Raw genomic sequence first — 24893 nt, 5'->3', positions numbered from 1 at the left:
ACTACTGGAACCTAAGGGGGCGCTATCCTTTAATGCCCGTTGTGGCAACGCCTTCAACGAAATGCTTTTGCGCCATAAAAAACAGGATGGCACTAGGGATGACCGAAACCAGACCCATGGCGAGCAGCTGGCCCCACGCCTGCGCCGACTGCGAATCGTTAAACATCCGGAGCGCCAGGCCCACCGTATATTTGTCGACGGAGTTGATGTACAGCAGATGCCCGAAGAAGTCGTCCCAGTTCCACAGAAAACAGTAGATCAGTACCGTCACGAGCGCCGGTTTCGTAAGCGGCAGCACAATGCGCCAATAAATGCCGAACCAGCTGCAGCCGTCCATTTTCGCCGATTCATCGAGCTCCCGCGGAATACCGCGTATGAACTGGATGAGCAGGAACACGAAGAAACTGCCTCCCGCGCCTCCGGCCAAGGAATGGGGAACGATAAACGGCAAATACGTATTCACCCAGCCAAGATGATGGAACAGCGCATACTGCGGAATGATCGTGACCTGGCTGGGCAGCATCAGGGTCATCATGAGCAGGGAAAACCAAAACTTCTGAAGCGGAAAATGCAGGCGCGCAAAGCCGAAAGCAACCAGACTGCACGACAGTACGGTGGTCACCAAAATCCCCGCTTCGAGCTTAGCGTTGTTGATGTAAAAATCGGTGAAGGAATGGCCGGGTATCGCATGCCAGCCGTCCGTGAAGTTGCTCCACATCCATTTGGACGGAAACAAGCCCGGCAGGCTTAACTCCTCGTTCGATTTAAAGGACGCGCCCAGCCACCAGATGACTGGATAAATCATCACGACGCTTATCACGAAAAGAACGAGCTGACGGAGTCTGACTTTGTAGGAACTTGTAATGTTCATCGCCTTCTGCTCCCCTCGGATTCGTAAAACACCCAGTATTTGGAGGTGATAAATATGACGGAGGTCGAGGCCGCGATCAAGAGGAGCATGATCCAGGCAAGACCGGAAGCATACCCCATCTGCAGCTGCCCGAAGCCGCGTTCATACAGGTAAAGCGCATACACATAGGTGGAGGCCATCGGGCCGCCCTGCGTAATGATCATGGCCGGCGTAAACATTTGAAAAGAGGAAATAATGCCCATGACCAGATTGAAATAAATCGTCGGAGACAGCATCGGTAGCGTAATATTGAAAAACTGCCGGACCTTCCCTGCGCCGTCCACCGAGGAAGCTTCGTACAAATCGGCGGGAATTTGCTTGAGGCCGGCTAGGAAAATAACCATCGCCGAGCCGAACTGCCAAACGACCAGCAGCACCAGCGTGCCTAATGCCGTATCGGGATTATTCACCCAGGCGGTGCTTCCAATGCCGAAATACCCCAAAATATGATTGATGTAGCCCTCTTTGCCGAAAATGTTTCTCCATAAGATGGATACCGCAATGCTTCCTCCGATTAATGACGGAAAATAGATCGCCGTACGGTAGGCGGACATGCCTTTGACGTTTTTGGCCAGCAGCATCGCGATAAATAAAGCGGCCACCATTCTTAACGGCACGGAGGTAATGACATACATAAAGGTAACCTTGATGGACTGAATGAACTTATCGTCGGAGGTCAATATTTTCTCATAGTTTCGGACTCCTACCCAATTCGGCGCCTCGAGCAGTGAAAAATCGGTGAATGAATAATAAAGCGATTGGATCATGGGATACAGTGTCAGTGTCAAAAACCCGATAATCCATGGCGATATAAACAAATATCCGGCGATGGGGGAATCCCAACGTTTTTGCTTCGTTCTACTCCGTTTTGACAATGTCGTGGACACGGCTGTCTCCATTTGAGTTCACCTCTTTGAAATCGTTTTCTTTATTATAAAAATCAAATACAGCTTGGAAAATAAGAGTAAACATCGATTTCTTTTAAAATCCTCCGATCTTTCCTGCTATCCTCTTCTAACGATGGCTTATCGAAGTCCTTCGAAGATGCCAGACCGTTTTAAGCAACAAGAGGAAGCGCCGATGCGAATCTGCATGCTCGATTATGGGGGAAGCGTTGGCATGGACCGAAAATGGGGATACGTCTAATAACGGAGTCTGAGGGTTTGGATATTGATCCGCGAAGAACTAAAGTGAAAAACCCGCGCAGAACGCGGGTTCCAATGAATGTATGTTCTTGTCTACCGACAATTTAAAACAGCTGCATTAAGTTACGGGAAAGTACGCCCTATACAGGGATCCTAAATCGATATATCGCTGGTTACTTGAGAGGCAACCGCTGCCCCTAAAAATGGCTAGAGAGGTGATGATAATCCACCTCTCCAGCCAACGAATGTCCGCCTTTCTTGAGCGGTACTCTTTCTAAATTAAGCTAATATCTGCTCGATACGCTCTACGACGTCGGCGCTTAACGTTACGCCGGACGCTTTCGCGTTCTCCTCCACCTGCTCCGGACGGCTCGCGCCCACTAATGCGCTGGTTACATTCGGTTGCCGCAAAATCCAGGCAAGCGCCAGCTGCCCGACCGAAAGCTCAAGCTCGGATGCGATTCGGCCCAGCTCGATTACTTTATTGATTTTCTCTTCTGTAATGCCCTTGCGAATACCCTCCAACTTCGCCGCCCGGCTGTCGGCGGGATAGTCGCTCGCTGAGCTGTATTTACCCGTCAGCAGTCCTTGTGCAAGAGGCGAGAACACCACTTGTCCGATGCCTTGACGCTCGCCGTAAGGAATCACTTCTTTCTCGATATATCGGTTGAGCATATTGTAGATCGGCTGATTCGCAACGATCCGGTCCAGTAGTAACCGATCCGCAATGGCGTGCGCTTCAGCCATTTGGGACGCCGTCCATTCGCTTACACCGACATACAGCACCTTTCCTTGGCGCACCAGGTCGTCTAGCGCGCGCAGCGTCTCTTCCAGCGGCGTGTTCGGGTCATGACGGTGGCAGTAATACAGGTCCACATAATCCGTCCCAAGCCTCTTCAGGCTGGCATGGCACTGCTCCATAATATGCTTGCGGGACAAGCCCCGGTCATTCGGTCCGTCGCCCATCTGGCCGAACACCTTGGTCGCGAGTACATAAGATTCACGCGGGAATGACCGAAGCGTCTCGCCTACCAGCTTCTCAGCCTCTCCCCTTTCGTATACATTCGCCGTATCGAAGAAATTGATTCCGAGCCTGTAAGCCGTCTCGATTGATTTGACCGCATTCTCGCGCTCTACATATCCTCCGTATGTCAACCAACTTCCCAGACTGATGTCGCTAACCTTCAAACCGGTCTTTCCCAGCTTCCGATATTGCATCTCCGATCATCCCCTCATCAAATTAGATGCTAAAACGCTTACCACGTACCCTTTTAGTCTAGACAAGTTCCATGCAGTTTGGAAGTAGTGAAAAAATCTTGACTTAATTATTCCGAGTTTCGCAACTATACTAGAATTAACTAATATTAACGAGGAGATGCTATCCATTTCCGCTGAAAGCTCGCGCGCTTTGACAGTACGCAATGGGAGTTCCATCGCCCATGCAGTAATGAAGACACGATGAGCATCGCGACTTAATCATAATTTTATAGTTACATTTCATTTACCTACTATATAATATTTCAGCACTTACAAAAGACTGCTTATTCAGCTATACTTTTTTTGTTGATAAGAATTTATAAGTTTTCGTAGCTTATAGCTTCGCATCAACCTTGGTAAACGCGCTGGTCCTTGTAAGACAAGGACGGCGTAGCCGTTTATCCTGGGTTGATAAGAATTATAAGTTTTCGTAGCTTATAGCTTCGCATCAACCTTGGTAAACGCGTTGGTCCTTGTAAGACAAGGACGGCGTAGCCGTTTATCCTGGCAGAGTATGACTACTTATACGAACTTACCGAATAATTAAGGAGGGTCAAGGATGAAAACAATGAAGCTTGGAAACAGCGCATTAGAGGTGCCGGTTATTGCGGTCGGTTGTATGCGCATTAAATCGCTGAACAAAGCCGAGGCTGAGCGCTTTGTCCAAACGGCGCTGGAAGAAGGCGCGAACTTCTTCGACCATGCGGATATCTACGGCAGCGGCGTATGCGAGGAAATATTCGCTGACGCGATCCATATGAGGCAGGATGTTCGTGAGAACATCATCCTGCAATCCAAGTGCGGCATTCGCAAAGGCATGTTCGACTTTTCCAAAGAACATATTTTGGAGTCGGTGGATGGCATCTTGAAGCGGCTGAGAACCGATTATCTGGACATCCTGCTTCTGCACCGTCCTGATGCGCTGGTAGAGCCTGAAGAAGTTGCGGAAGCCTTTGATGTTCTTGAGCGTTCGGGTAAAGTGCTCCATTTCGGCGTTTCCAACCAGAATCCTTTGCAGATTCAACTATTGAAGAAATATGTGAAGCAGCCGATTGTTGCCAACCAGTTGCAATTAAGCATTACGAACGCCACCATGATCACCAACGGATTCAACGTAAATATGGAAAATGATTCCGCTGTGAACCGGGACGGCAGCATTTTGGATTTCTGCAGACTTAACGATATCACCATCCAACCTTGGTCTCCGTTCCAATACGGGTTCTTTGAGGGCGTGTTCCTCGGAAACGACAAGTTCCCGGAATTGAACCAGAAGATCGATGAAGTCGCTGAAAAATATAGCGTCAGCAACACGACAATCGCGATCGCGTGGCTTCTGCGCCATCCGGCACGCATGCAGCCGGTTACCGGAACGATGAATATTGAGCGGTTAAAGGACTGCTGCAAAGCAAGTGACATTCAACTGACGCGCGAAGAATGGTACGGTATCTTGCGTGCTGCAGGCAATGTGCTGCCATAAACGCCCGGCTTGAGTAAGTCGAAATCAACATTAGCAACCTCCGATTTCCTGGATTGGAGGTTGCTTTTTCCGTTTTAACTGTCCATCATGGTTTAATGACTTTACAATCTTATCCTCCTACCGTAATCCGCGATATTGGAAAGTTGACCAACCGTTAGAGCAAGAAGGCTGATCTCCTTCTCCTGGCCCAACAATCTCTGTGGTTGACGCGGAAATAGGTGAGATCAAGGAGACCCAATTGTTCGTTGCCACCTTGGGGGCCAGTAATTATACCTATGTGGAGGTGTAGTGGGGACGAGATCTTCAGTCCTTCATCAACGGCCACGTACGGGCGTTTCAGTTCTTAGGCGCTGTTCCGGAGCTCCTCGTCCCGGACAATCTGAAGGCCGCCGTCAAGAAAGCAGATCGCTATGAGCCCGGGATTAACCGCACGTATTACGAGATGGCGTCCCACTATGGCTGCGCCATACTTCCTGACCGTCCCCGTAAACCGAAAGATAAAGCGAAGGTCGAGTCTGCCGTCCTTCTCGTAGAACGCTGGATTCTGGCAGCTCTACGGAATCGGCGATTTCTTTAACATGGCCGAAACGTCCGGATTACAAAGTTTATCGTCGAGATTTATCACCATGGCAAGCGGATCGCGAGTCATCGCAGAGCACATCGCAAGGGACAAATGGTCACGGAGCCTGCTCATCGTCCGAAGTCCCACCAAAAACACATGGAATGGACACCCTCCCGCCTAATCCACTGGGGAACAAGCGTCGGCCCAAACACCGGCAAGCTAGTGGAAGAGATTCTGGATTGGCTCCCGCATCCGGAACAAGGGTATCGGTGGTGCTTAGGTATTCTCAGTCTCAAACCTTGCCGTCCTCCTCCGTTTCATGCTTCAGGCTATCTGCCGACCGTTTGGCGTTTGCCAAGCGGGGCGTTTTCCGTTTTTTTACGGCCCGCCAGCAGGATGCCTCCCAGAATGCACGCAAGCCCCGTCAGCAAGCTCCAATGCAATTTCTCGCCAAGCATCGTATAGCCCCAAATCATGGCGCTGACCGGTATGAGATAAGTAACCATCGTAGCGAATTCGGGACTGCCCTTTTGAACCAGGAAATAAAAGAGAACGTAAGCGATGCCTGAGCCAAAAACACCGAGACTGATCAAAGCCGCGATATTGGACGTTGACGCGAGCTGCGTCCACGGGATCGATTCCGTAACACCGGCCATGCCTCCGCTGGCCAGCATGCAGCAAAGCAGCGTGCCGAACGCCACCTGATACATCGTCAGCCCTTTGAGACGCTTGGACAGCTGAGATCCCATTGCATAAAATAACGAAGCGACGATCATGCTGATAAATCCTACAGGATCCACTGAAATGAAGGAATCGGTATTTAGGCCGAGCAAGATCATGAGACCGATAATGGCCGCCCCCATCCCCAGCCACTGCAGACGATGGGCCGTCGCCCGAAAGAACAGCACGCCGAGCACGATCGTCCAGAGCGGCGTGGTAGCATTCAGCACAGAGGCCATGCTGCTGGTTATCCGCGTTTCGCTGAAGCCGATCACAGCCCATGGAATAGCGGTATTGACAACGGCCATTACGGCCATTGGAAGCCAAGGAATTTGGCGAAGACGGAAGGGCTGCTTCAGAGCAAACATTAGAATAACAATGGCCGCGAGCCCAAGCGCAGACCGGAAGAATGCAATGGTCCACGGACCGAAGTCATGGAGCAGGATTTTGATAAAGAAGTACGAGCCTCCCCAGATGAGGCTGAGCAGCAGCAAAACGACATAGAGCGACCGAGACACCTATTTCCCTTCTTTCTGCGAAATCTAAAAAGATAGCTTCGTAGCTTACTGAAGCGACTCTTCATAGAGCTTACAATAAAACTGAACCTTTATAAAGGGGTTCGTAATGTTCTTGCCGGAGGCTCGGATCGCTAGGAGAGTACCAAGCGCCATCTCGTCGTTATAGGCAAGTACAGCTTGAACGTCTTTGCTACTCTGCAGGATGTTTCCATAGCGGAGTGGCCCTTCACTCGATCGAAGTGCGCCGGCTGAGATGACGATACCTTCACCCCGTCTTTGCCGCCCACGCATTATGGAAGCTTTCCCCCGATCACGTGAAGCCGAAGTCGAACCAAGCTTACTACTGCCCCCTGTGCTGCATATCGGCCGAGTTTAGTGAACTCAAGCTCATTTGTAGTGAACATCGGTTCACTAGCACCCAGACAGCTTCCGGTATGCGCGCTGTAATGAACCTCCGGGTCAAATAAGTGAACCCGGGTTCACTAGTAAGGACCGGTGGGTCACTACAGCCCCCTATGCTGCATATCGGCCGAGTTTAGTGAACCAAAGCTCACTTGTAGTGAACATCGGTTCACTAGATCCCAGGCAGCTCCCGGTATGCGCGCTGCAGTTATAATGAACAAAACCGACGCACTTTTGTGTTACGTAGATTGAATTTAGAACCAAAAACAGAGCTACGAATAAAAGGGTGGTTCTACTATGCAAGATACCACAAAATACATTGTCTTAGACGCAATAACCCGATTTGTACCAGAGCCTACTCTAACGGTCTGACATTCGCCCTTCCCATCAATACCGCTCGTCATACATTGGTTACGAGTGGAGTTATTAACGTGAAAAGATGGGGGGATGGAGTTGTTTATTCAATGGATTTCTGAACTGAAACCTGATCAAATCCGCTTATCGAAGGGTTTTGTCGACGATCTCCGGACCATGCCGTCATCTTTGCGGCTACATTTTGGAGCCTGGAAAAAAGAAGTTAAAGTACAGATCAGCGATCTTCTGCCGCATTCCATCATCGGGTTACCCAAAGCTTTTAAACATCATTTTACGATGCCTGCACTGCCTTACGAAATCTATTTGGACGGAAGAAACCTGCATATCGGCCCTGTAATCGCTCTATTAGTTTCCAATGGGAAGCTGACATCCGGAATTTTGAAAGAATACAGGCGATATCTTATGAATTATGAAAAAATTAAGGGGCTTATTTATGTTTGTTCTTTGCATGGCATAAACCCCGGGAATCAAACGGTGAACGGCTATTTCTTTAATCCGGGATCGGAAGGGGAAAAACAGTGGGAAAAAGGAATCTTTCCTTATCCCGGCACAGTTTATAGAAGAATTAAAGTAAGCAAAAACTCGCGCTATGATCATCTGATCACACATATCAAACGGAAAATTTTTAATCCATATTGCGTAGATAAATGGGAATTGTGGAATATCTTATCATCCGATCCTCTATTAAAAAAACATTTGCCTTATACCAAAAAATTAAATCATCTACACGATTTAAACATGATGTTGGACTTATACGGATCCGTCTATCTGAAGCCTGCGCACGGTTCCATGGGCAAAGGAATCAGCATGGTCGAAAAGGTAAGCAATGGCTACTTGTTTAAAAATCGTGATAAGGTAAAGAGCTTGATTAAAAATAAAAACCAGGCTTCTGTCTTCCTTCATCGTTTAAAAAAGAGAAAACGGTATTTGATTCAACAACCGGTAACCAAGACATATCACAATCGAAATGTGGATTTTAGGGTCATTTTGCAAAAAGACGGCCGCATGAATTGGACTTGTTCGGGAATCATCGCGCGTTTCGGAAGAAGCGGAAGATTCTATACGAACGATGTAAAGTCGATTGGTTTAGCCAAGGACGTCCTGCACAACATCTTTCTTCTCGATGAGGAAGCGGCAGCTAGCAAAGAAAAAGAAATCATAACGATTTGTTCAAAGGCTTGCCAGACGATTGAAAAAATTTACGGGCCTTCCGGCGATGTTGGAATCGATGTGGTCATAGATCCCGATCTCAAAGTGTGGATCCTTGAAATCAATAGTAATCATCAACACAAAATGGCATCTTATTTAAAGGAAGATCCGCATATGTATACCCGGGTTATGACAAGACCTTTAGAGTTTGCCAAAGCTCTGGCTGGGTTTTCGGAGGAAACCATAGGGAAGCATGCAAAAATGGAGAGTTAACATTTCGATTTTTCGAAAGGAAATATGTGATGCCTGATAATTTCGCCCATGCGATTCCGCTAATGGATGAATAACAATAGACAGAAGCGTAAGAAAAAGGAGGAATCTATTCATGGGAATACGACCACCGAAACCGACTCCGACTCCAACGCCATTTCCGACACCGACACCGACACCGACTCCGACTCCGACTCCGACTCCGACTCCGACTCCGACTCCAACACCTACACCGAGACCAGGCGGCGGCCGCATCTTTGTGGCAAATGCGGGTACCAGCAACAACGTATCGGTGATTGACGGCACCAGTAACACAGTTGTTGCAACCGTCCCCGTCGGGAACGGTCCAGTTGCCGTGGCAGCGAACGCTACAACCAACCGGATTTATGTGGTAAACACGAGAAGCAACAACGTGTCGGTGATTGACGGCACCAGCAACACGGTTACAGCTACTGTCACCGTCGGTAATACTCCACTTGCCGATGCGGTGAACGCGACGACCAACCGCATTTATGTGACAAATCAGTTTAGCAATAATGTGTCGGTGATTGACGGCACCAGCAACACGGTTACAGCTACTGTCACCGTCGGTACTCAACCGAAAGGCGTGGCGGTGAACCCGACGACCAATCGTATCTATGCAACCAATTTAGTAACCAACAACGTGTCGGTGATTGACGGCACCAGTAACACGGTTATAGCAACCGTCACCGTCGGTAATGAACCAAATGCAGCGGCGGTGAACCCGACGACCAACCGCATTTACGTGTCTTCTCAAATTGGCGACACCGTATCGGTGATTGACGGCACCAGTAACACGGTTATAGCTACTGTCACCGTCGGTAGTCTGCCACAAGGCGTGGCGGTGAACCCGACGACCAATCGCATCTATGTGACAAATGAGTTTGGCAATGATGTATCGGTGATCGATGGCACCAGTAACACGGTTATTGCAACCGTCACCGTCGGTAGTACTCCACTTGGGGTGGCGGCGAATGCGATAACCAATCGTATCTATGCGGTAAATTTCTTCGGTAATGTGTCGGTGATTGACGGGACCACTAACACTGTCATAGCGACAGTCACTGTCGGGAATTTACCAAGCGGTGTGGACGTGATACCTTAACGATCCTCTATCAAAAAAATAGTACTTACGATCGAATTTTATCTGAAATTTATGGATTTGGATGATTTTTTCAATTATTTTGCCCATGCAATTCCGCTGATTTATGAATAACAATAGACAGAAGTGTAGAACAAGGAGGAACTTTTATGGGAATAAAACCACCGAGACCAACACCAACACCCACTCCAACGCCGACGCCGACACCGACTCCAACACCGACTCCAACACCGACTCCAACACCGACTCCAACACCGACTCCAACACCGACCCCAACACCGACCCCAACACCGACCCCAACACCAACACCAATATCAGGTGGTGGTCGCATTTATGTGACAAATTTTTTGGTTACGAGCAACAACGTATCGGTGATTGACGGGACCAGTAACGCAGTCATAGCGACCGTCCCCGTCGGTACTAATCCACAAGGAGTGGCGGTGAACGTGTCGACCAACCGCATCTATGTGGCAAATTCCGGAAGCGACAATGTTTCGGTGATTGACGGGACCAGTAACAGTATCGTAGCGACCATCACTGTCGGTATTGGTCCAGATGGCGTGGCACTGAACGCCTCGACCAACACGATTTATGTAGCGAACTTTGTCGGCAACAATGTGTCGGTGATTGACGGGACCAGTAACGCAGTCGTAGCAACCGTCACTGTCGGCACTCAACCGGATGAAGTGGCAGTGAACGTCTCGACCAACCGCATCTATGTGACAAATGCAACTGACAACAACGTATCGGTGATTAACGGGATCAGCAATGCAGTCGTGGCGACAGTCCACGTCGGTATTAATCCAGAAGGCGTGGCGGTGAACGCGTCGACCAACACGATTTATGTAGCGAACTTTGTCGACAACAATGTATCGGTGATTGACGGGACCAGTAACGCAGTCGTAGCAACCGTCACTGTCGGTACTGGTCCCTTTATCGTGGCACGTAACGCAACGACCAACCGTATCTATGTGTCAAATAGGGGTGGAGCCAACGTGTCGGTGATTGACGGGACCAGTAACAGTGTCGTAGCGACCGTCACCGTTGCTTTTGTTCCGGAAGGCGTATCGGTGAACGCGATGTCTAACCGCATCTATGTGGCAAATAGCGGCAACGACAACGTGTCGGTGATTGACGGGACCAGTAACGCAGTCGTAGCGACCGTCACTGTCGGTAACACTCCACGAGGTGTGGCGGTAAATCCCGTACTATAGTTTAATCAAATAGTTCTTTCGTGAGATAGGTTACTTGTTGATTGTTTTTTATCACCCGGGGGAAGCGATAAGCTTAATCATACTTTTGTTTATTGCTCTCCCCTACTTTTGGAAATCAACTGTGCTCATAATTATCGGGTGGCCGCCTTCTTGAGGGATGTTCGTTATGTACGGAAGGTTCCTTAGCCGACCATTGGAAAATGCAAAAGCGTTATCAGAGTTTAAATGATAAAGAGTATTAAGTGCCCCCGGTATCATTCGCCGCATAGATTAATGTAGGCAGTTACCAACCTTTTGAACCCAGGGGGATGACATGAAAACCAGCATAATCATTTTGACCTGCAATCAACTGGAGTTGACGAAACGATGCTTGGGCAGCATTCGAAAACATACGCCGGAAGACCATGAGCTGATCGTAGTCGATAATGCCTCTTCTGACGGGACGGCGGAATACCTCAAGGAATTGTCGGACATAACTGCTGTGTTCAACGATGAGAATCTCGGATTTGCCAAGGGTTGTAATCAAGGGGTCGGCTTATCGACCGGTGACAACATTCTGTTCTTAAATAATGATACCGTTGTGACCGAGAATTGGCTCGGTCATATGCTGAGGCTTCTCCACAGCGCTGAAGAAATCGGCATGGTGGGCCCTGTCACCAATTACAGCAGCGGCCCGCAGCAAATTCCGGTTACCTATCGGGATTTGGAAGGCTTGTCCGATTTTACGGAGGAGCACTGCCGGCGTTATGCAGGACGTTCTCGGCGCTTTAGCCGTCTGACCGGCTTCTGTCTGCTCGTAAAGAGACAGGTACTTAACGAGATCGGACTGTTCGATGAACGATATGGCCTCGGATCCTACGAGGACGATGACCTGTGCCTTCGCGCCATAAAGCAAGGCTATTCGCTGATGATTGCGGAGGATTCCTTCGTTCATCACGTAGGGCATGCCACCTTCCAAAACAACGGGATCGATATGGCACAAATCATGCAAGAGAACAAGCAAAAAGCCAGGGAAAAATGGGGCGGCGATATCCATGACATGCTCTTCGCTGAGGATAAAAAGCCTGGTAAGATTACGATCAGTCTTTGCATGATCGTGAAAAATGAGGAACAAACCCTTGCCAGATGTCTCGAATCGGTTCGCGGTGCCGTTGACGAAATCGTGATCGTCGATACAGGATCAAGCGATCGGACTAAGGAGATCGCGAGACGCTTCACCGAGCGGGTGGAAGACTTCACATGGATCGACGATTTCGCGGCGGCGCGCAATTTCGCTTTTACTCTGGCCACAATGGACTACATCATGTGGTTGGATGCAGATGATGTGCTGCTGCCGCAGGAACGTGAGAAATTGCATCAGCTGAGGCAATCGTTCGATCCGGGGCTGGATGCCGTCTCGATGGAGTATCACTGTGCTTTTGATGATTCGGGAAATGTGACGCTGAATATACGCCGCTACCGGCTGGTGAGACGGTCAAAGGGCTTTCGCTGGCACGGTGTTGTACACGAGGATTTGGAGATCAGCGGCACGGTTTATGACAGCGATATCGTAATCACGCATAATCGGGAGCACGGTAAAACCGACCGGAATCTGCGCATTTTCGAAGGGTTGGTAGAAAGAGGCATACCGCTGACGATAAATGATCTTTTACATTACGCTAAAGAACTGCATTTAAATGAGAAATACGAGAATGCGATACAGGTGTACCTGCAGTTTCTGGAGTGTGAAGGCATTTCTACTGAGTGGAAAATTTTCGTATGCGGTACCTTGGCCGATTGTTACCATCATCTTGGAGATTACGAAAAGGAACTGGATTGGTCGTTCAAGTCGTTTCAGTACGACTTGCCGCGCCCGCAATTTTGCTGCCGAATCGGGTATCACTGCCTGCAGAAAGTTGAACTGAGGCAAGCCATCTTCTGGTATAAGCTGGCCATCCAGGAGAAACCGGCTAATCGTTGGGCCGAAGACAATGTACCAATCCGGTCATGGCTGCCGCATACGCAGCTTGCACTTTGTTATTATCGGCTGGGAGAATACGAGCAGTCGTATCGGCATAATCAGCTTGCGCTTGTATACCGGCCGAATGACGAGCAGATCCTCAATAATATGCAACTGTGCCAGGAACTGATGGGAGACAAACCGCAAGTAAACACAAAGAGTATGAAACCCGTAACCGCGGCGACGGATAAAAGGTTTGCGGTATGTGCGCTGCTTTTCGATTGTCAGCAGTTTATTTTGCAGATGATTGAAAATTGCGGACCGTTTGTTGAGAAGATCTACATTGCTTACAGCGAATTGCCGTGGCGTTATAACCCGCATGCGCGCGAGGGCTTTCGCAACACGACCGACCTCGAAATATTGCGGCATTCCAAATACGCGGACAAAATTGAGCTGATAACGGGCGTCTGGGATTGGGAGCACGAACAAAGAAATGCTTGCCTTCAAAGAGCGAAGGAAGACGGCATCGATTTTCTGATCATCCAAGATGCCGATGAATATTACACCTGCTCTGATTACGACCGGATGATCCGGCAGATCAGCGAAAATCCGGAGTATGATTACTACGTTACGCCATGGTGCACATTCTGGAAAACCTGGGACCATATCTTGGTAAATCAATCCGGATCCATTATACACGGTTATTTGAATGCGGCCGTCAACTGCAAGAAGGATCTTCGGTTTCAACAGTTGAGACTTCTTGGTCCCGCGGCGACGAAGGTGCTCAGGCTGGATGCCTTATGTTTTCACGGAAGCTATGTGCTAAGCGATGAGCAAGTATACCGAAAAATCAACACATGGGGGCATTCACAAGATTTTGACCGGGAGGCCTGGTATCAAGCGAAGTGGTTGAACTGGACAGAATCCACCGAAGACCTTCACCCAACGCATCCGCCGGTTTGGAAAAGGGCTTTACCCTATCGCGGAGAACTGCCGGAAGTACTATCAAGCGGGCATTCGGTGAGTATCAACGAATCTTCAAAGATTGCGTACGAACGGCTGCGCCTCACGGCTGGATTAAAGCTCCATTTAGGCTGTGGTGAGCGCAAGATCGAGGGTATGGTCAATTGTGACGTTCGACGTACTTCGGCCACGGATCTGGTGATTGATTGTACGGAACTGAAGGAATTTCAAGACGGCAGCGCGGATCTTATTTTTTCGAACGCGTTCTTTGAGCATCTGTATACTTCCCAGCATCTCGCACATCTGAAAAATTGCCATCGAGTGCTGCGGGATGACGGTCCATTGGTTTATATCGGAATTCCGGATTTTGAAATCGTGGCTGATGCCTATTTAAGAAAATTACCAGGGATTGTGGGGGACCGTTTCGATTTGTATCATGTCTACCGTTATACGCATGGGGATCCGGAACAGACGCCTGACTCATGGCTGCAGCAGCTCCACAAATCACTTTTTGATAAGACTTACATTACAAAATTGTTGGACGCGGCCGGGTTCAAGAGCAGTACTATTTTTAACTATTGCTATCCCGGGGAAGATATTCCGCTCTGCATGGGTTTTGTCGCTTGGAAGGCAGAGCCGCTGCAAGATATCCGTAACGTGCTAACACCTTTTCAGCAATATATAGGGGATCTCACTGATAAAGGTAATATGACGGAGAAGGGGATTCTCGTTGAATAAACAGGGAAAAAATGCGAAAATGGAGAGTTAGCATTTCAATTTGCATAGAAGTGAAGTCACCAGGCCTTTTCAATTTGAAAACATATCGGCTGTATTCATACCGAAATATCAAGAACGGTGGGATTTTACCCATGCCATTCCTCTGCTGTAAGAATAACAATAGACTGTAGTGCAGAAAAAAGGAGGAATGTTCATGGGAATCAGACCACCAAGGCCGACTCCAACTCCAACGCCAACACCAACACCGACGCCGACGCCAACACCTGCCCGAGGTGGCCGCATCTATGTGGCGAATGGGCTTGACGGTACTGTATCGGTGATTGATGGGACCACTAACACAGTCGTAACAACCATCACCCTCGGTAATGTTGCTCCAGAAGGCGTAGCGTTTAACGCGACGAACAACCGCATTTATGTGGCAAATGGCGCTGTTAGTGTGTCGGTGATTGACGGGACCACTAACACAGTCGTAACAACCGTCACCGTTGGAGGGTTTAACGTAGCCGTGGCATGGAACGCGACGAACAACCGCATTTATGTGGCAAATGGCTCTGCCACCAGCAAAACCGTGTCGGTGATTGACGGGGCCACTAACATAGTCGTAACAACCGTCACCGTCGGTACTGCTCCAGACGGCGTGGCATGGAACGCGACGAACAACCAAATTTATGTGGCAAATTTCAGTAGTGCTAACGTGTCGGTGATTGACGGGGCCACTAACACAGTCGTAACAACCGTCACCGTCGGTACTAGGCCAAGAGGGGTGGCATGGAACGCGACGAACAACCGCATTTATGTGGCAAATGAAAGTAGTGCTAACGTGTCGGTGATTGACGGGGCCACTAACACAGTCGTAACAACCGTCACCGTCGGTACTAATCCAGACGGCGTGGCATGGAACGCGACGAACAACCGCATTTATGTGGCAAATAGCTCTAACAACACCGTATCGGTGATTGATGGGAACTCTAACATAGTCGTAACAACCGTCACCGTCGGTATTGCTCCACTTGGGGTGGCATGGAACGCGACGAACAACCAAATTTATGTGTCAAATGGCTTTGGCAAAAACGTGTCGGTGATTGATGGGAACTCTAACACAGTCGTAACAACCGTCACCGTCGGTACTAATCCAAATGGGATGGCGTTTAAACCTTAATATAGTTCAATCAACAAAACAGTTCTTTCGTGAGCATAGGTAAGTTGATTCTTTTTATCACTCGGGGAAAGCGATAAGCTTTATTGTACTTTTTCTTTATTGTACTTTTTCTTTATTGCTTTTCCCCTTCTTATTGCTAAAGCGTCAAACGAGTAATTTAGTAAACGCTTAGCGGAAGTATCAGCTTGAAATCGTAATGCATATACTTAGAGGAAACATGAAGTGATTCCAAAGAGGTGACCCTATGATTACCATAAGCCTTTGCATGATTGTGAAAAATGAGCAGGATACCCTGCAACGCTGTTTAGAATCAGTCCGTGACATTGCGGATGAAATCGTGATAGTGGATACCGGTTCAACGGACCAAACCAAGGAGATCGCGGGCAAGTTCACACCACATGTCATTGACTTCGAATGGATCGATGACTTTGCGGCGGCGCGCAACTTCTCCTTTGCTCAAGCAACGATGGACTACATCCTGTGGCTTGACGCCGATGACGTCCTTTTACCGGAAAATCGTCAGAAATTACTTCAATTGAAGCAATCGCTAGATCCCTCGGTAGATGCCATCTCCATGGAATATCATTGCGCCTTCGACGATCACGGTAATGTAACGCTGAATGTGCGGCGAATTAGGCTGGTCAAACGTTTGAAAAACTATCAATGGCAGGGTGCCGTTCATGAAGATTTATCGGTAAAAGGAATCATTTATGACAGCGATGTCGTTGTGACCCATAAACAAATGCATGACGCCTCTGACCGTAATTTAAAAATTTATGAAAACCTCCTCCGCCAAGGCAAAGAATTCACCACTCGAGATCTCCAGCATTATGCAAGAGAATTACACCATCATAAGATGTATGAACAAGCGATCGAATATTATCTGAAATTTATGGTTTTGGATGATGTTACACCGGAAGACAAGATTTTCGTATGCGGCAAAATGGCCGATTGCTACTACCACCTTGGGGATCGGGATAAAGAATTGGAAATTACGCTTAAGTCATTTGACTACGATATTCCGCGCCCGGAATTTTGTTGCCGGTTAGGTTACCGTTTTCTGGAGAAAGTTGAATTCCATCAGGCTGCGTTCTGGTATAAACTCGCGATTGAAACGCCTCCGCCAAAAAACCAATGGGCGATAGTGAATCATCCAAGCCGGACTTGGCTGCCTCATATGCAGCTCGGTCTATGCTATTACCAATTAGGCGAATACGAATTGTCTTACCGCCATAACTCCATCGCCTTGACCTATCGCCCTGACGACGAACAAATACAAAACAATGTCAAGCTCCTTGAAGAACTACTGCAACCGGTAAAGGCAAGGTAATGATGATGGATATTAACCAAACCCTACCATTCGTTTCCATCATAATTCCGGCGAAAAACGAAGGAACCTATGTGGAATCGACTGTCGCGTCGGCGATGGAGTCTAAATCCGGTTATCCGTTCGAAATCGTTATTGTCGACGATGATTCGGCAGACGGATGCTGTGATTTCATCGCGTCTCATGAAGAATCAGCTCGGATCAGATTGATCCGGACCAAAGGAATCGGGGCCGCTAAAGCCAGAAACCTCGGAGCCGGGGTATCCAAGGGAAAGTACCTGATATTTTGCGATGCACACCTCAGCTTTGAAGACCTTTGGATCGATCGTTTGCTGAAACCGATTGAAGCTGGGATAGCTGACGGAATATGTCCTGCAATCGCAAATATGGATTCGCCTAATATCACCGGTTATGGCCAGACGCTGGATCAACGCCTGCAAGTGCAGTGGAACGGCCGGCAGGAAGCTCCCTTCCCATGCGCAATTTTGCCTGGCGGTTGTTTTGCCATATCTCGAGATGTATTTTTCGACATTGGCGGTTTTGACGAAGGCTTCAAAACATGGGGTTATGAAGATGTGGAGCTTTCACTGAAAATGTGGTTGTTCGGCTATAAATGCAGCACTCTACCAGATGTGAAGATTCTCCATTTGTTTCGTGAATCCCACCCTTATCGCATCGGTTGGGAACACGTATATTATAACTTCATGCGAATGGCGTACAGCCATTTTTCTGAAGATCGAATCCAAAGATGCAAAAAGTTAATAACCTACTCCAATGCGGATCATATCGAATCTCTGGTCATTGAAGACGGTGTTTTGGAACAAAGGCACCAGTATTTTTCCCGCAGAAAATATACCGATGATTGGTTCATGGAGAAATTCAACATCCCGTTCTGAGATCCGGAAAATGTTGAATGTGCACAACAATGAAAATCCTTGCCTGGTCATTTTGCTGTGATGGCTTCATTTTAACAAAAGGGATTAACGGAGAAAAGGGACATTCTCTCTATTGGAGAGTGTCCTTTTTGCTTGTACGCCCGGTATTGTCCGAGGGTTCCCCCTGCTCTGCGTCATCGACCGAGTTTACTGAACCTAGGGTCACTTGTAGTGAAGATCGGCTCAGTAGGCCGCCGATTTGCGCGTTGTAGTGAACCTCCGGGGCTTTTTAGCGTACCGATGCTTGATTTTTCGATATCTTTCTAGGCTTTGTTTAAACTAAATACATGTAATACAAAAAGATGATCCGCAGTAGAGATCATCTTAATGAGAGGAATATTGTAAAAATGCCGCTAACTTACTGGTTGCGGGGAACCAGGCGGCACATAGGAAGGTGGTATTCGAATCCAGCCGCGCTTACGCATGGAGTGCTTCAATCTGGCTCCAAACATTAATTTTTCGCCTTGGAATTGAGTAAACATTATACCGACATCCATACGAATCGATTCCGCGGCAATGCCGGATGCACGTATGATTAAACTCGCAATTTTAAGAGACAGTTCATTAGCAAGTACATCATCTGTCAATTTCGCTCCAAGAGGAATACTGTTAGGATCCGAGTTAGGCATATCTTCGGAAGGAGGCGGCAAGGTAATACCTTCCTTTATCATGAAATCATGGAGTCTTTTCCGTTGACTATTCCCGAGCTTCAAATCCTCTTCAAGCAATTCTTTTAATTCATGATCAGTCGTCGTATTTAGTGCAGCTTGCACGGTTGTACTAGCTAATTCAAGACCCGTCATGTAAATCCAACACCCCATCACCTCACCGATATGAAGAGGTTGGCCTTCGTCTTGATCGGTCATTGATTTAAAAGCATCTAATGTCGATTCCAATATATTAACCATATTTCCCCTCCTGTTTCTTCAAATGACATGGATATGTTTTGCAGAAAATTATTTATTTATTCAATACCTATTTTCTTCCCGTTGAAGGCAGCTGGCCCCCCCGGCATGTAAGGCTTTTCGAATCAAATTGGTCTTCTATCTGCTGGATAGTCGAGAAACTAATTTTTTTTGAATGTATCTTCTACATGAGAAATAGACGGTGCAACTAGTGCGACCGTCTATTTCTCATAAGGATTATCTATCAGACTCTTTATATGTGACAAAATTACCATCAATTTTTGTGACAAATATTGATCAAACCTGTGTTAAATGATGTTACATCACACCAAAAACTGTGAAATTCCATGATCCCTTAGAATTGTTCCACAATTCGGCATCAACAGGGCCTGAGAGGTACCTTAAGACAGAGTAACTCGTAGTTGATTGAGGGAGCGATTAATGCTCCCTTTTCAATTGTAGGGGATTGTCTATAATTAGAGTTCGTTTCGATAAAGGATAGTTCTATGGAGTTTAAATTGGACGGTTACCTTGTAGCGAACACCGATTCAGTAGGATCCGGGCTGCCGCAGGTATGCGCGCTGTAGCGAACCTCCGGGTCTAATTAAGGAACCCGGGTTCACTTGTAGCGAGCGGCGGTTCACTACAGCCCCCTTTTCTGCGTATCGCGCGAGTTTAGTGAACCCAGGCTCACTTGTGAACACCGGTTCAATAGGACACGGGCAGCTGCAGAGATGTGCGCAGTGAACCTCCGGGTATAGAGTAACGGCCTAGTATAGTGGACCCAAAGTACCGCTCCAATAAAAAACTCCCATTCATGATAACCCATCATTATCACGAAAAAGGAGTCGCTAAACTAAATCAGGCGGCGCTCCGCCGCCAGCTTCACCGCTTCCGCCCGATGGCGTACGCCCAGCTTCGCATAGAGCGAGGAGACGTAATTTTTTACTGTGCCTTCAGTTAGGAATAACGCCGAGGCAATCTCCGCGTTGGCCGCTCCAGCGTAGATGCGGCGAATCACATCGAGGTCCCTTCCGGTCAGCCCTTCTACCGATACCGGACATTGTGGCCGGCTTATGCGAGCAGCCTGCTGCTTCACGCGCTGTGGCTGCACGGTTAAGGGCGTGCCTTCCGCAGGAAATCCGCAATACGTTCAACAGCTTCGCGCAGCCGATCCTCTTCTTGAACCAGAGCAATACGGACGTAGCCTTCGCCTTCCCGGCCGAACGCATCGCCAGGTATTACAACAACGCCTGCATTATACAAAATTTCCCGGGAAATTTGTCGAGATGTCCAGCCTGCCGGAATAGGCGCCCATATGAACATGGTGGCCTTCGGCGCTGGGATATCCCAGCCCGCTTGGCGAAGTCCTTCCACGACGACGTCTCTGCGCCTTTCATATAATCCGGACACGGGCACGCTTCCCGGGGACAAATCCTCCTCCAGGGCGGCAATACCCGCTAGCTGTACGGCCTGGAACACGCCGTAGTCGATATTCGATTTCAGGAGGCGAAGCGCTTCGACAGCATGCTGTTCCCCGGCCATGAAAGCGATGCGGCAGCCCGCCATATTGAAGCTTTTCGAAAGGGAATGGAACTCGACCGCGACCTCCCGCGCGCCTTCTACCTCCAGAATGCTGGAAGGCCGGTACCCGTCGAATGCCATCTCCGAGTAAGCCAAATCGTGCACGATCAGGAGATCGTAACGGCGGGCATAATCGACAAGCTCCCAGAAAAATTCGACCGGCGCCACCGCCGACAACGGATTGCTCGGATAATTCAGCAGAATGAATCTCGCTTCGCGCGCCACCAACTCCGGAATGTCCTCCAGCCGGGGTAAAAAATCATTCTCCGCACGCAGCGGCATATAATAAGGCTTCACTCCCGCGAGCACGAGACTGGCGGAGTAGATCGGGTAGCCGGGGTCCGGCACCAGCACGGTATCCCCCGGATCCGTGATCGCCATGGCCAAATGCGCGAGGCCGTCCTGCGATCCCATGAGGGTGACGATCTCGTCCTCCGCATTCAGCTCCACGCCGAAGCGATGCTTATACCACCTTGCGACCGCCTGCCGGAAGGCCAGGCTCCCCTCCGAGGTCGGATAGCCGTAGAGCTTCGGATTTTGCACCGCCTCCGCGAGTACCTGCATGACTCTTGGGGAAGGAGGGCGGTCCGGGCTGCCGATCCCGAGATCGATGACGTCGACGCCCTGCGCCGACACTTCCCTTTTCCACTGCGCCACCTCAGAAAAAATAGCCGAACCGAGTTCGGCCAATCTTTTGGATTGTCTTCCTTTCATAAACCATCAACCTTTGCCTGTTTTATCGTATCTGTATTGTTAATGACGTAAACAAATAATGCCTATAGAGACAATCCGCTCGCTTGATGAATGAAAGCCATCATGCCGATCAGCGCGCCAGCCAGGCCCAAGTAAGCGATGCCGAACTTCCAGCGGGACGCCACCGGCACATCGTAATATTTATCGTCCTCGTGCTGCCTATAATCGATTTGGCAGTGCAGCATCAGATGAAGTCCGTCTTCCTTCTGCAGATGCTCGAGACGCGTCAGATGAACACGGCGGATCAGGCCCTGATGCATCAGCGGAACCGTGCCCGTAAAATCAAGCCCGTCCCATGCGATCCGGACGAACTGCTGCCGATCCATGTCCGAATAAGTCGTGAAGGGCAGCTCCCTTTTATGCTCCGTGCCGGGGATAAAATATCCTTGAGCCAGCAGCGGCTCCGCGGAGATCAGGAAGCTCGCGGTCACGTACCGCTCCTCCCCATGCTTGCGGTGCTTGACGAATTTCTTATACAGATCGTAAGCGAACATGACCCAGATAATGAAGAATAGAATGCTGCGTAATTTGATGATAATGACCAGGCCACCAATCAGACCGACGAGCCATAGCCAGCGGGTGACGGCCGTCGCGATGCGCCCGCCGTCCAGCGGATGTATGGGCAGCAGGTTGATCAAATTCAAGAAGCAGCCGGCATACGCCAGGGAGTAAAGCAACGGATGATCCGTGTAGTAAGCCGCGATCAGTACGACTCCGGCCCCGATCGAGCCAAGCAGCGGCCCGCCGTAAGCCATGTAAGCCTCGGTTACCGCATCCCGCGGATTGCGCTTCATCGTGATAAGCGCGCCCAGGAAGGGGATGAAGACCGGCGCGGTCACAGGCAGCCCTTTTCGTTTGGCCGCAAGCACATGCCCCAGCTCATGGACAAGCAGAAGCAGTACGACGCCGACGGCGAAGCCCCACGGATAGATGATGGCATAAGTGCCGATCGAAATGGCCATCGAGAGAATCACGCCCCCGAATTTGCCGAACTTCAGTAAAGACAGAAGCCATTTCGCCTTGGCAAGGAAAAACATCGCCGCTGCTCCGAGAAACCACAGCGGATTTTGCTTGTTGTTCTTTCGTTTCGGTTGTTCCTGCAATCACATCACCCTCCTCTAGGTTTTGATGCTGCTTCAGCGGCCCCATACCTCTTGATAGTGCTCCGGCTTATAGCCTACCGTCACCCGTTTCCCGCCAACGACGACCGGTCGCTTGATCAGCATGCCGTTCGAGGCGAGCAGGCGAATTTTTTCTTCATCGCTCATGTGGGGGAGCTTGTCTTTCAGCTGCATTTCCTTGTACGCTTCCCCGGACGTATTGAACCATTTCTTAATTTCCAGACCGCTCTGGTGGATCCATTCCTTCAGCGTTTCCACACTTGGCGGCGTTTCCTTAATATGCACGGGATCCACCTCCCAGCCGAGCTCTTTCAGCTGCTTAACCGCGCTGCGGCATGTCCCGCAGGTCGGGTATTGATAGCAAGTCACTTGCCTTCCGCTCATGTGTCGACCCATCCTTGTCTCTAATAAGTTGTACTCCGTGCTATCCCCAATTATACCGATGAAACGCAGGCGCGCGCAAATCGCCGGGACTGCACCGCGATTGAAATTCCAGGCCCGTCCGGTGATAATGGAAAAAGCCGCATAAGCGGCGAAAAATCCCGTTGGAAAGCGTGAGGGAAGCGGAATGATATATGTGCTAAAAGGGGTTTACAGCTTTCTGGTGCCGCCAGGGCTGTTCGTGATCGCCTTCGCCCTGCTCGGCGTAAGGCTGTGGCAATGCGGCAGGCGCCGGGCGGAAGCGGCAGTCGGTATGATTACGCTGCTGCTGTATGTCGTCAGCACGCCGCTGGCCGGGGAGGCCGCCGTCCGCAGCTTGGAAGCACGCTACGAGCCGCCGGCGGCGCCTGTCGGCGATGTGTACCTCGTGCTCGGCGGAGGCGCCGTCGGCGGCGTGCCCGAGGTCGAAGGCTCCGGCCAACTGACCGGGACGACACTAAGTCGGGTCGTAACGGCGGCCGAACTGTATCACCGGAAGCGGCTTCCGATTCTCGTCTCCGGCGGGCAGGTGTACGATGATTCCGGCAACGAGGCTCGGCTGTCGAAACGCAAGCTTCTCGCACTCGGCGTGCCGGAGCAGGACATCCTGATCGAGGACCGGAGCCGTACGACCCAGGAGAATGCTGCCTACTCGCGCAAATTTCTCGAAGAGAAAGGGCTTCGCTCGCCGATCCTGATTACATCGGCCTCTCATATGGCGCGGTCGGTGAAGCATTTTCACAAGCAGGGAATCGAGGTCACGCCTTATCCGACCGGCTATCTGGTTAGTCCGTCTGCGGCGTGGAGCTGGTCCAAGATGCTTCCGTCTTCGGGCGCGATGGATGCAGTCGCTTTGGCGTGCAAGGAGTACTTGGGGCTTCTGCAGTGAGCGTAAGAATGGCGTCCTTAATCGGGTAGGAGAGGACGGCTGACCAACCGCCGTGCAGCACCGCAGGCGCCCGCCGGGAAAGCGCACGTTGGAAAAAACGGCTGAATTTGAGGTTTGCGGCCCGATAAACGGTAGCTGCCAATTTCCGCTCGAACAAACGCTAGTGTCCCCGCATGCAAGCGAACGGCTGCGATCGTTAGCGGCCATTTGCGGATTGAAATTTCCCGGGAAAATCCGACCTCGTATCTGTGGTTGTACCGGACAGGGCGCGGCGCACAGCCAACAGTGGTCTATGACTACCAGCGGACGCGCGGCGGCGAACATCCGAGGGACTTTTTATCTGGATTCAAGGGCTACCTGCATGTCGACGGTTATCCGGGTTACCACAAAGTCAAAGAGGTGACGCTGGTCGGTTGCTGGGCGCATGCCCGGCGCAAATATGACGAGGCGCTGAAAGCGTCGCCGGAGGCCAAAGGCAATCCGGAAACGGTCGCGGCCTAAGGGCTGGCGTACTGCAACGAGCTCTTTGCGATTGAACGCGAGCTTCAAGAGGCCACGCCAGAAGAACGGCACAAGGCGCGAGCAGAGCGAAGCCGCGCGGTGTTAGACACTTATCACGCGTGGCTGTGCCAGCAGAAATCCCGAACGATGCCCAAAAGTCTGATCGGCCAGGCCATCGCTTACAGCCTGAACCAGTGGGAGAAATTAACTGCGTTTCTGAAGGATGGACGGCTTGAGATCGATAACAACCGCAGTGAGCGTTCGATCAAGCCGTTTGTGATCGGGCGCAAAAACTGGCTGTTTGCGAATACTCCACGAGGAGCTTCGGCCAGGGCCGCTATTTACAGCGTGATCGAGACTGCGAAGGAAAATGGGCTGACCCGTTCCGGTACCTCAAGTACCTGTTCGAGCAATTGCCGCAGCTTTCGGACATCCAAGTTCCGAAGACGCTGGAGCCGTTTATGCCGTGGTCATCTTCACTACCTGATTCCTGTCGCATCTCTTAATGTTTATCCATATACTTCGGCTTCCATCTAA

Annotated in this window: 19 protein-coding genes and 2 pseudogenes; 11 read left to right on the top strand and 10 right to left on the bottom strand. The window is 49.9% G+C overall.

The annotated features are described in order from the left end of the window. Positions 1–22 precede the first annotated feature (22 nt). The 3 genes from O9H85_RS29305 to O9H85_RS29295 all read right to left on the bottom strand — a co-directional run bounded on the left by O9H85_RS29305 (position 23) and on the right by O9H85_RS29295 (position 3273). The gene (locus O9H85_RS29305; RefSeq protein ID WP_269884940.1) at positions 23–871 is read right to left on the bottom strand and encodes a carbohydrate ABC transporter permease; all 849 of its coding nucleotides are present in this window, start codon (positions 869–871) and stop codon (positions 23–25) included. Then, the gene (locus tag O9H85_RS29300; RefSeq protein ID WP_269884939.1) at positions 868–1809 is read right to left on the bottom strand and encodes a carbohydrate ABC transporter permease; all 942 of its coding nucleotides are present in this window, start codon (positions 1807–1809) and stop codon (positions 868–870) included. The genes O9H85_RS29305 and O9H85_RS29300 overlap by 4 nt, the downstream gene beginning before the upstream one ends. A 525-nt stretch (positions 1810–2334) precedes the next feature. Further along, the gene (locus O9H85_RS29295; RefSeq protein ID WP_269884938.1) at positions 2335–3273 is read right to left on the bottom strand and encodes an aldo/keto reductase family protein; all 939 of its coding nucleotides are present in this window, start codon (positions 3271–3273) and stop codon (positions 2335–2337) included. 598 nt (positions 3274–3871) lie between these two features. On the opposite strand from O9H85_RS29295, the gene O9H85_RS29290 reads away from it, so the two are divergent. Together O9H85_RS29290 and O9H85_RS37960 are read left to right on the top strand one after the other, a co-directional pair. Beyond that, positions 3872–4789, top strand: a complete 918-nt coding sequence (locus O9H85_RS29290; RefSeq protein ID WP_269884936.1) for an aldo/keto reductase — start codon at positions 3872–3874, stop codon at positions 4787–4789. Positions 4790–4973: 184 nt separating this feature from the next. Further along, positions 4974–5360, top strand: a pseudogene (locus tag O9H85_RS37960) (IS21 family transposase); the annotation flags it as partial. Here O9H85_RS37960 and O9H85_RS29285 read toward each other — a convergent pair. After that, entirely contained in the window at positions 5343–5507 is a 165-nt protein-coding gene (locus tag O9H85_RS29285) for a hypothetical protein (protein WP_269884935.1), read from the bottom strand. The pseudogene O9H85_RS37960 and the gene O9H85_RS29285 sit on opposite strands and share 18 nt — an antisense overlap. Positions 5508–5680: 173 nt before the next feature. Beyond that, positions 5681–6589 (bottom strand): DMT family transporter, encoded by a 909-nt coding sequence (locus tag O9H85_RS29280; RefSeq protein WP_269884934.1) that lies wholly within the window; start codon positions 6587–6589, stop codon positions 5681–5683. Between the two features lie 855 nt (positions 6590–7444). On the opposite strand from O9H85_RS29280, the gene O9H85_RS29270 reads away from it, so the two are divergent. The 7 genes from O9H85_RS29270 (at position 7445) to O9H85_RS29230 (ending at position 18144) form a co-directional block, all read left to right on the top strand. Next, positions 7445–8788, top strand: coding sequence for a YheC/YheD family endospore coat-associated protein (locus O9H85_RS29270; protein WP_269884933.1), 1344 nt, complete (start codon positions 7445–7447; stop codon positions 8786–8788). Positions 8789–8900: 112 nt separating this feature from the next. Further along, on the top strand, positions 8901–9911 hold the full coding sequence (locus tag O9H85_RS29265; protein ID WP_269884932.1) for a beta-propeller fold lactonase family protein: 1011 nt from the start codon (positions 8901–8903) through the stop codon (positions 9909–9911). A 146-nt stretch (positions 9912–10057) separates the two neighbouring features. Next, a complete protein-coding gene (locus O9H85_RS29260) occupies positions 10058–11122 on the top strand; it encodes a beta-propeller fold lactonase family protein (RefSeq protein WP_269884931.1) in 1065 nt (354 codons plus the stop codon). Positions 11123–11435: 313 nt separating this feature from the next. Then, complete coding sequence (locus O9H85_RS37570) at positions 11436–14762, top strand: glycosyltransferase (RefSeq protein ID WP_333474281.1); 3327 nt, start codon at positions 11436–11438, stop codon at positions 14760–14762. A gap of 193 nt (positions 14763–14955) precedes the next feature. After that, the gene (locus O9H85_RS29240; RefSeq protein WP_269884930.1) at positions 14956–15921 is read left to right on the top strand and encodes a YncE family protein; all 966 of its coding nucleotides are present in this window, start codon (positions 14956–14958) and stop codon (positions 15919–15921) included. Positions 15922–16165: 244 nt separating this feature from the next. Next, the gene (locus O9H85_RS29235) at positions 16166–17251 is read left to right on the top strand and encodes a tetratricopeptide repeat-containing glycosyltransferase family 2 protein (protein ID WP_269884929.1); all 1086 of its coding nucleotides are present in this window, start codon (positions 16166–16168) and stop codon (positions 17249–17251) included. After that, entirely contained in the window at positions 17251–18144 is an 894-nt protein-coding gene (locus O9H85_RS29230; RefSeq protein WP_333474280.1) for a glycosyltransferase family 2 protein, read from the top strand. The genes O9H85_RS29235 and O9H85_RS29230 overlap by 1 nt, the downstream gene beginning before the upstream one ends. A 392-nt stretch (positions 18145–18536) precedes the next feature. Here the strand turns inward: O9H85_RS29230 and O9H85_RS29225 are convergent, their stop codons facing one another. The 5 genes from O9H85_RS29225 to O9H85_RS29205 form a co-directional block, all read right to left on the bottom strand. Continuing rightward, complete coding sequence (locus O9H85_RS29225; RefSeq protein ID WP_269884928.1) at positions 18537–19091, bottom strand: DUF3231 family protein; 555 nt, start codon at positions 19089–19091, stop codon at positions 18537–18539. Between the two features lie 853 nt (positions 19092–19944). Then, positions 19945–20202, bottom strand: coding sequence for a response regulator transcription factor (locus O9H85_RS29220; protein WP_269884927.1), 258 nt, complete (start codon positions 20200–20202; stop codon positions 19945–19947). A 2-nt stretch (positions 20203–20204) separates the two neighbouring features. After that, the gene (locus O9H85_RS29215) at positions 20205–21386 is read right to left on the bottom strand and encodes an aminotransferase class I/II-fold pyridoxal phosphate-dependent enzyme (RefSeq protein WP_269884926.1); all 1182 of its coding nucleotides are present in this window, start codon (positions 21384–21386) and stop codon (positions 20205–20207) included. A 62-nt stretch (positions 21387–21448) separates the two neighbouring features. Continuing rightward, positions 21449–22528, bottom strand: coding sequence for a site-2 protease family protein (locus tag O9H85_RS29210; protein WP_269884925.1), 1080 nt, complete (start codon positions 22526–22528; stop codon positions 21449–21451). Positions 22529–22561: 33 nt separating this feature from the next. Next, positions 22562–22930, bottom strand: coding sequence for an arsenate reductase family protein (locus O9H85_RS29205; protein WP_269884924.1), 369 nt, complete (start codon positions 22928–22930; stop codon positions 22562–22564). 184 nt (positions 22931–23114) lie between these two features. On the opposite strand from O9H85_RS29205, the gene O9H85_RS29200 reads away from it, so the two are divergent. After that, positions 23115–23855 (top strand): YdcF family protein, encoded by a 741-nt coding sequence (locus O9H85_RS29200; protein ID WP_269884923.1) that lies wholly within the window; start codon positions 23115–23117, stop codon positions 23853–23855. Positions 23856–24092: 237 nt separating this feature from the next. Beyond that, positions 24093–24862: pseudogene (gene tnpC, locus O9H85_RS29195) on the top strand (IS66 family transposase); the annotation flags it as partial. Positions 24863–24893 lie beyond the last annotated feature (31 nt).

Origin of the sequence: Paenibacillus gyeongsangnamensis, assembly GCF_027533625.1 — a bacterium.
In the GTDB taxonomy this organism is placed as follows: domain Bacteria; phylum Bacillota; class Bacilli; order Paenibacillales; family NBRC-103111; genus Paenibacillus_G; species Paenibacillus_G gyeongsangnamensis.
Note: the sequence above shows the minus strand (reverse complement) of the source record. Positions and strands in the feature narration are given on the sequence as shown.